This window comes from Thermovibrio sp. (genome assembly GCA_015488335.1).
Classification (GTDB): domain Bacteria; phylum Aquificota; class Aquificia; order Desulfurobacteriales; family Desulfurobacteriaceae; genus Balnearium.
The window spans coordinates 1-7,002 of record WFNZ01000050.1 but is presented as its reverse complement, the minus strand read 5'-3'; the positions used below and the strand labels follow the sequence as shown (position 1 = coordinate 7,002).

At 45.4% G+C, this 7,002-nt stretch carries 9 protein-coding genes and 2 tRNA genes; 7 read left to right on the top strand and 4 right to left on the bottom strand.

All coding sequences use genetic code 11. From position 1 onward, the window contains the following. Positions 1 to 894, top strand: an 894-nt coding sequence (locus F8H35_RS05785) for a ribose-phosphate diphosphokinase (RefSeq protein ID WP_472572591.1), incomplete at its 5' end; no start/stop codon positions are given. Here F8H35_RS05785 and F8H35_RS05780 read toward each other — a convergent pair. Both F8H35_RS05780 and F8H35_RS05775 read right to left on the bottom strand, forming a co-directional pair. After that, a complete protein-coding gene (locus F8H35_RS05780; RefSeq protein ID WP_472572590.1) occupies positions 884 to 1,435 on the bottom strand; it encodes a prepilin-type N-terminal cleavage/methylation domain-containing protein in 552 nt (183 codons plus the stop codon). The two genes, F8H35_RS05785 and F8H35_RS05780, sit on opposite strands and share 11 nt — an antisense overlap. Further along, positions 1,413 to 1,739, bottom strand: a complete 327-nt coding sequence (locus F8H35_RS05775; RefSeq protein WP_472572589.1) for a prepilin-type N-terminal cleavage/methylation domain-containing protein — start codon at positions 1,737 to 1,739, stop codon at positions 1,413 to 1,415. Before F8H35_RS05775 ends, F8H35_RS05780 begins: the two co-directional genes overlap by 23 nt. 51 nt (positions 1,740 to 1,790) lie before the next feature. Between F8H35_RS05775 and F8H35_RS05770 the strand changes: the two genes are divergently transcribed. Both F8H35_RS05770 and F8H35_RS05765 read left to right on the top strand, forming a co-directional pair. Continuing rightward, positions 1,791 to 2,525: a pyridoxine 5'-phosphate synthase gene (locus tag F8H35_RS05770; protein WP_472572588.1), complete on the top strand. Its 735-nt coding sequence runs from the start codon at positions 1,791 to 1,793 to the stop codon at positions 2,523 to 2,525. Between the two features lie 5 nt (positions 2,526 to 2,530). Beyond that, a complete protein-coding gene (locus F8H35_RS05765; protein ID WP_472572587.1) occupies positions 2,531 to 2,899 on the top strand; it encodes a holo-ACP synthase in 369 nt (122 codons plus the stop codon). Here the strand turns inward: F8H35_RS05765 and F8H35_RS05760 are convergent. Beyond that, positions 2,874 to 3,299 (bottom strand): bacteriohemerythrin, encoded by a 426-nt coding sequence (locus tag F8H35_RS05760; RefSeq protein WP_472572586.1) that lies wholly within the window; start codon positions 3,297 to 3,299, stop codon positions 2,874 to 2,876. The genes F8H35_RS05765 and F8H35_RS05760 overlap by 26 nt on opposite strands. Before the next feature lie 117 nt (positions 3,300 to 3,416). On the opposite strand from F8H35_RS05760, the gene F8H35_RS05755 reads away from it, so the two are divergent. From F8H35_RS05755 to F8H35_RS05745, 3 genes are all read left to right on the top strand, one after another. Beyond that, a tRNA-Phe gene (locus tag F8H35_RS05755) sits at positions 3,417 to 3,492 on the top strand. Between the two features lie 34 nt (positions 3,493 to 3,526). Continuing rightward, positions 3,527 to 3,613 (top strand) — tRNA-Leu (locus F8H35_RS05750). Positions 3,614 to 3,754: 141 nt separating this feature from the next. Beyond that, positions 3,755 to 4,951, top strand: coding sequence for a porin (locus F8H35_RS05745; RefSeq protein ID WP_472572585.1), 1,197 nt, complete (start codon positions 3,755 to 3,757; stop codon positions 4,949 to 4,951). A gap of 28 nt (positions 4,952 to 4,979) precedes the next feature. Here F8H35_RS05745 and mobB read toward each other — a convergent pair whose 3' ends face one another. Continuing rightward, on the bottom strand, positions 4,980 to 5,612 hold the full coding sequence (mobB, locus tag F8H35_RS05740) for a molybdopterin-guanine dinucleotide biosynthesis protein B (protein ID WP_472572584.1): 633 nt from the start codon (positions 5,610 to 5,612) through the stop codon (positions 4,980 to 4,982). Positions 5,613 to 5,680: 68 nt separating this feature from the next. Here mobB and F8H35_RS05735 point away from each other — a divergent pair, with 68 nt between their 5' ends. Next, positions 5,681 to 6,904 (top strand): molybdopterin molybdotransferase MoeA, encoded by a 1,224-nt coding sequence (locus tag F8H35_RS05735; protein ID WP_472572583.1) that lies wholly within the window; start codon positions 5,681 to 5,683, stop codon positions 6,902 to 6,904. Positions 6,905 to 7,002: the final 98 nt, after the last annotated feature.

Below are 7,002 nucleotides of genomic sequence, written 5' to 3'. Positions count from 1 at the left end.
GCTGCAAACCTTGGAATGCCGCTGGCAGACGTTAAAGTTGGTAGGTTCAGCGACGGAGAGATTCAGGTTGTTATAAACGAGAGCGTGAGGGACTGTGACGTTTTCATCGTTCAGTCACTCTGCAGGCCGGCCAACGACAACATAATGGAGCTCCTCATAATGGCCGATGCCCTTAAAAGAGCTTCAGCCGGCAGGATAACGGCAGTTATCCCTTACTACGCTTACGGAAGGCAGGACAGGAAAGTTAACCCGAGAGATCCGATAAGTGCAAAAGTGGTTGCAGATATCATAATGGCTTCAGGGGTCAACCACGTTGTTGTTGTTGACCTTCATGCAAAGCAGGTTGAGGGGTTCTTTGACATTCCGGTAGACCATCTTGAGGCAAGGCCTGTTCTAACAGACTACTTCCTGAGGTTAGGAATGGGAGGAGAGGATACGGTTGTTGTCTCCCCCGACATCGGCGGTGTTGCAAGGGCGAGGAACTTTGCAAAGGTTCTTGGTTCTCCTATAGCCATAATTGATAAAAGAAGACCGAGACCAAACGTTTCTGAGGTTATGAACATTATAGGAGAGGTTGAGGGTAAAAGGGCGGTTATCATTGACGACATAATAGATACGGCTGGAACGATAGTTAACGCCGCAAAAGCTATTAAAGAGGCTGGAGCTACTGAGGTTTACGCTGCCTGCACCCACCCGGTCTTCTCAGGTCCTGCCGTTGAGAGGCTCTCCGGTGCAATAAAAGAGGGATTCCTGAAAGAGGTTGTTGTCACGGATACAATTCCCCTTGTTGAGGAGTTTGAAGGGGTTAAGGTTCTCTCTGTTTCCGGAATGCTTGCAGAAGCCATAAGGAGAATCCACTACGGAGAGTCTATCAGCCAGATGTTTAAGTTCTGATTACAAAAACGAGGGGGAGCTCCTTCCCCCTTTTTGTTTTTATGACGAGTTTAATCAATTTCCCACCAATACCCTTAACCCAGTCTCCCCCCGACAGGTGGTATACCTCTATGTCTGAAATTTTTGATGAGATGGGGGCGTCTATTCCTGTGTTGTTTGTTGTGTTGAGGCGGAGCTCCGTCCTTATCAACCAGCTCTCTTTTTTATCCTCATCTCTGTATATCCAATACCTGACCCTGCACACCCCGGGAAAGTAGTAACAGTTTTCTGTGTAGAACTCAATCCAGCGAAAGTTCCCGTCTGAGTCTTTTACGTAAGAGATTCCACCGTAATTACTGTTTATTGATTCAATATCTCTCTGAAACAGGTAGAAAATAGGTGAAACAAAAGACTGGAGCTGACTGTTTTCAACTGCTGCCCTTCCTGTTTTCTCAATGGCTGAGAAGAAAGCGTAAGTTACTGTAATCAGAAAGGCAGAGATGGCTACAGCTAAGAGGAGTTCTATAAGGGTGAAACCTTTAACGGGCTTCGTAGAGTTCAACTAAAACTCCCCTGTCTGGTGTTCCTGCTTCAACCTTTACAACTCTAAAACCCATCAGTTCTTCAAAGTCCTGATTAACCTTTACCGTATAGCCAAGAATGTTTACCTTCTTACCGTTAAAACTCTTTCCACCGTAAACTATTGAGTTAATAGAGTTGTTTGCTACAACCGTTGAAAGTGTTGTTTTGAGGAGTAGATCTGTAGAGTCTGCACTCCTTCCGGCCAGAACGATAAATGTTCCGAAGGCCATACCGGCTATTGCGGTAGCTATTAAAACTTCCAACAGGGTAAAGCCTTTTCTCAAACGAACCTCCACCGATATTTTATACTTTAAACCGAAAGTAAGGAGGGTGAAATGGGAAAGAGGATAAGATTGGGAGTTAACATAGACCACGTTGCAACTGTAAGGAATGCAAGGAGAACTTTTGAACCAGACCCTGTTCACGCTGCGGTAATTGCAGACCTTGCGGGGGCTGACCAGATAACCCTTCACGTAAGAGAGGACAGGAGACACGTTAACGAGAGGGATTTAAAGCTCATAAAGGAGCTTATCCATTCAAGGGTAAATCTTGAGATGGCTCCAACTGACGAGATGGTTGAGATAGCCCTTTCTGTAAAACCCCATCAGGTTACGTTAGTTCCTGAAAGGAGGGAGGAGATAACAACAGAGGGAGGGCTTGACGTTCTCTCTCAGAAAGAGAAGATTAGAGAAGTTGTTGAGAAACTTAAGTCTGCAGGAATAACCGTTAACATCTTTATAGACCCGGAACCGGAGCAGATAAGGGTGGCAGCTGAAGTTGGAGCGGATGCTGTAGAACTCCACACAGGCCGCTACGCAGAGGCCTTTGCAGAGAACAATAAAGAGGAAACAGAGAGGGAGCTCCGCCGTTTAAAGGAGGCTGCAAGGGTTGCAAAAGAGGCGGGCTTAAAAGTTTACGCAGGCCACGGGCTTACCTATAAAAACGTTAAACCTGTTGCAGAGATTCCAGAAATTGAGGAGCTGAACATAGGCCACTCAATAGTTGCAAACGCCATCCTCTTGGGCCTTAAAGAGGCAGTTGAGAAGATGAAAGAGTTGATAAGCGGTTAGTTTTGATGCTTGTAGGTGTTGGAGTTGATATCGTTTCTGTAAAGCGGGTTGAGGAACTCCTTAACCGGTTCGGTGAACGTTTCCTGAAAAGGATACTTCCAGAAGGGTATGGTTACTGCCTTGAGAGAAGAAAAGGGGAGCTCCCCGGCTGTATATCTGCCCGTTTTGCCCTGAAGGAGGCTGCCGTTAAGGCGCTCTCTCAGGCAGGGTACAGAATAGGTATTAAGGACGTTTCAGTTGAAGGTGGGGGGAAGGCGCTCTCCTTAACAGTTAGAGATCTTCCCCCCCGGCTAAAGCTTCTCTACTCAATTTCCCACGAAAGGGAGTTTGCAGTAGCTGTTGTAAACGTTATAGAGCTCCAATTCCCCCCATAACTCTCATAAGCCACTGGGCAGTTACAGTATCCATGGTTAAAATGTGTTCAGATATCCAGGGTTTAAACACTTCCTCAAAATACTTCCTGAGCTCTTCCCTGTCTCTGTTCTTTTCCCACCTCTCCTTAACTGAGCGGAGCTCCTCCCTCACCCTGTTGTGCTCTCCGTGGTGGCACTCGTAGGCGAAAAAGTGGGCTTTCCTCATTAAATCCTCTTCGTAGCTAAAGTGTTCCTCAACGTCTCTTAAAAATTCATCAAGTAGTCTGTCTATTTCTGAATCGTCCTTCTCTTCTTTGAGGGCAGTGTATAATCTGTTGAGAATCTCAAGTTCTCTCTTGTGGACCAGGTTCATTCCTTCGTAGGGGACTAAGGGGAGCTCCCTTTCGTTAATGAGCGTCATTGCCTATACCTCCTGACTGTTCTAACTACTAATATGGGATAGAACTTTCGCCTGGTAAATGAGATATGTCAAACAGTTGACACCTTAATAGAGCAATCTTATATTTCCATAGCGCAGGCCGAGGTAGCTCAGTTGGTAGAGCAGAGGACTGAAAATCCTCGTGTCGGCGGTTCGATTCCGCCCCTCGGCACCATTTTTATTTTTCCCTCCAAAAGTAAAACCAAAAAGCCCGGGTGGCGGAATTGGCAGACGCACGGGACTTAAAATCCCGGGGCCGCAAGGCCGTGCGGGTTCGATTCCCGCCCCGGGCACCACGTCAAAGTGATTAAGAAAAACCTGTTATCTTTCCATTAAATCCCTTTTACTACAACAATAGCAATTTTCTATTTCTAAAATTGGAATGTAGAATATCAATCTGGTATAAATCCGTCATAATTTCTCTTCGGGAGGAGATTATGAGGAAAGCCCTGTTTCTTCTCACTTCTCTGATGGTTGCTACATCTGCCTCTCAGGCTCAAACGGTTTCAAACGAGGAGATACTTCAGAAACTCCAGCAGCTTGAGAAAAAGGTTCAGGAGCTTGAAAAAGAGAACAGGGAGCTAAAGAAACTCCTCTACAGAAGAACTGCCGTTGTTCCTTTAAGGAAGAGAACAGAAAAGGTTAAAGTTGGGGGAAGGGTTCTTTTCAGGTTTTCCCAAACGCAGGACATAGATGAGAACGGCGGAAAGTCCATATTTGGAGATTATGGAAACGGGTTTGAGGTTAAGAAGGCTAGGCTTCACGTAAAGGGAGAGCTTAACGATAATATCAGTTATGCCATTCAGATAAAGGCAGATAAGGGAAGCCAGGTTCAGCTCTGGGATGCCTACGTTAAATACTCCTTTGACTCCATTCCACTTTCGGTAAAAATGGGTCAGTTTAAGACTCCTGTCTCCATGTCTTACTTAAAGAGCGGAACGGAGCTCTGGCTTCCGGAAAGGCCTGTTGCCGTTAACAAGATTGCTCCTGTGTGGAGAGAGATTGGAGTTTCAGCTACCTATAAGCTCTTTAAGGGAGTTAAGTTAACTGCCGGCGTGTTTAACGGTGAGGGGTGGAGCTCCTCCGAAAACTACAACAGGGACAAGAAATACCTCTACACCCTGGCCTTAGATGCAACTCCTATCAACAATGAGGATTTAACCTGGCGCTTTAGATTAGGCGGAGAGTTTGGAACGGACGACTCTTCCAAGATGATTTATACAAAATACGGAGCTGCTTCTGTTAAAAGACACCTGATTGACGTTGAAACAGCACTCAAGTTTAAGCCCTACAACCTCTCCCTTGAGGCTGGATACCTCTACGACAACCCGACAGATGGAAAAGACAGCTCTGGAAAAGACGTATCACTTGGAAACGCCAAGGGCTACTACGCACAGATCAACTACGGCCTCCCATTCTTCCCGAAAGTTCACCTTGTTGGCCGCTACTCCTGGTTGGATCCAAACGACGACGTTGACGATAAGTACGACGTTGACTACACAACCGTTGGCTTCTACTACCTCTTAAACGGCTGGCAGGCCGCAGTCAGGTCTTCGTACACCTGGGCTAACGAGAGGCACGGAAAAGAGATTGACAACAACCTGTTTGTAACAGAGTTTCAGCTTCTATTTTAACTATCTGCCCGCTTTTGCGGGCTTTTAACTAATTTCTCATGATTCTCAGATCTATCCTTTGCCTGTCGGAAAACGTTTTGAGAAGCTCTCCTATCGCTCTTTTGACGTTTTCTTCTAAATCTACTCTTTTTCCATCAATGAACAGATCAATTTCCAATTTTTCTCTTTTAGATATAAACTCATCCTCAATGAAAGATGTTAACTTGTCAGTTTCCTGGAAGGAAAAAGATTTAAGCCCATCAATAGGGAAATCTGAAACGATAGCTATAACTTTATCAATCTTTTCAAAAAGCAGAGGTTGATTTAGTTCTTTCCTTGTTACCTCTATTTTGGGAACATCTGCGTGTTTAAATCCTTCACAGATTACGATGTCGTAGTCTCCAAAGAGCAGAAAAGAAAGAAAGTCTAAGTTCAGGTTGTCTCTATCTATATTCTGAAAGAGAACTATCTCATCTGGAGAGACAATCCCAACTGCTTCTGCTCCCGATTCTCTATATCTGTAAGAGTCTTTTCCCGGCGTGTCTCCTATCAGTTTCCTGTGTTTTGTTGATTTCAGAACAGCCACTCTGTATCCTTTTTCAACTAAGTTTTTCACTACCTGGGTTGCTACAGTGGTTTTCCCCGAGTTGTGGTAGCCTACGAAAGATATTACTGGAACCATGAGAAGCCTCCTGTTGTAGAGTCTGGATTGTATAACTTACACTTTAGACCCTTCAAGAGGGAGAGTTTATGGAAGTTTACGTTTCTTATGAAAGGGCCCTTGAGATAGTTACTTCTCAGCAATTTCTTCTTCCTGCCGAAAGGGTTTCCCTCTTTGAAGCTTACGGAAGGGTTTTAAGAGAAGATATAAGGGCAGACAGAGACGACCCACCTGTTCCGGTCTCTGCAATGGACGGATACGGAGTGAAGTCTTCAGACGTTGAGTCTGTTCCGACAAAACTGAGGGTTAAGGGAGTTATTCCTGCGGGAAGTGAAGAGATAATTGAGATAGAAAGAGGAGAGGCCGTTAAGCTCTTTACAGGTTCTGTTGTTCCAGAGTCTGTTGAAACTATTGTTCCCGTTGAGTGGACTGAAGAGAGAAATGGCTATGTTGAAATTAAGAGGAGCTTTCCAGAAGGGGCAAACGTAAGGCTTCCGGGAGAGAACTACAGAAAAGGACAGGTTCTTGTTAAAGAGGGAACAGTTTTGGGAGCTCCCGAAGTCGGCATAGCCGCCTCTGTTGGAAAGCCCTACCTGAAAGTCTCTGTAAAGCCGAAGATTGGAATAGTTGTTACGGGAAGCGAACTTTTAGAACCCTGGGAAAGTGTTGAATCTCCCGTTCAGATAAGGAACGCAAACGGCTATACACTCTACTCCTTGGTTAAAGAGGCAGGCGGAGAGCCGGTTTACTTTGGAATAGTTAGAGACAACAAAGAAAAGACTTTAAAGGTTCTCTCTGAAGCCCTTGAAACCTGCGACGTTCTCCTCACTTCCGGCGGGGTCTCCATGGGAGACTACGATTTCGTTAAGGATGTTGTTAAAGAGCTTGGGGTAGAAGTCCTCTTCTACAAGGTTCAGGTTAAACCGGGTAAACCTGTTCTATTTGGAAAGAAAGGAAACAGGTTCTTCTTCGGTCTTCCAGGATTTCCCGTTTCTGTTTTTACTAGCTTTAACCTCTTTGTCTATCCGCTCCTTATGAAAATTCAGGGAGCAGCAGAGATTTTCAGACCAAGAGTTAAGGGCATTTTGGTTGAGGACTTTAAGAGGAGAAAGGCCGACAGGACTGAGTTTGTAAGGTGCAGTTTTTCCTACAGCTCTGAAGAAGGAAAGTTCCTGGTTTCTCCTTTGAGGCGGCAGGGTTCTGGGGTTCTCTCTGCCCTTGTGGAGAGGAGAGCTCTCATGGTAGTTCCCAAAGGGGTAAAGAGTCTAAATAGAGGAGATTCAGTTGACCTCATCCTCGTCAAGGGGCTCTGATCTTTTCTCCCTCATTTTTTCAAGGACTTCTGGGTCAATCCTGAGTTTTTCCACCCTGTGAACTTCTATCTCCTCTCCCGTTACCTCTATCAGCACTC

Coding starts and splice junctions, on each gene's coding strand:
- F8H35_RS05770 (WP_472572588.1), top strand. CDS start 1,791: ATGGGAAAGAGGATAAGATTGGGAGTTAACATAGACCACGTTGCAACT.
- F8H35_RS05765 (WP_472572587.1), top strand. CDS start 2,531: ATGCTTGTAGGTGTTGGAGTTGATATCGTTTCTGTAAAGCGGGTTGAG.
- F8H35_RS05760 (WP_472572586.1), bottom strand. CDS start 3,299: ATGACGCTCATTAACGAAAGGGAGCTCCCCTTAGTCCCCTACGAAGGA.
- F8H35_RS05745 (WP_472572585.1), top strand. CDS start 3,755: ATGAGGAAAGCCCTGTTTCTTCTCACTTCTCTGATGGTTGCTACATCT.
- mobB (WP_472572584.1), bottom strand. CDS start 5,612: ATGGTTCCAGTAATATCTTTCGTAGGCTACCACAACTCGGGGAAAACC.
- F8H35_RS05735 (WP_472572583.1), top strand. CDS start 5,681: ATGGAAGTTTACGTTTCTTATGAAAGGGCCCTTGAGATAGTTACTTCT.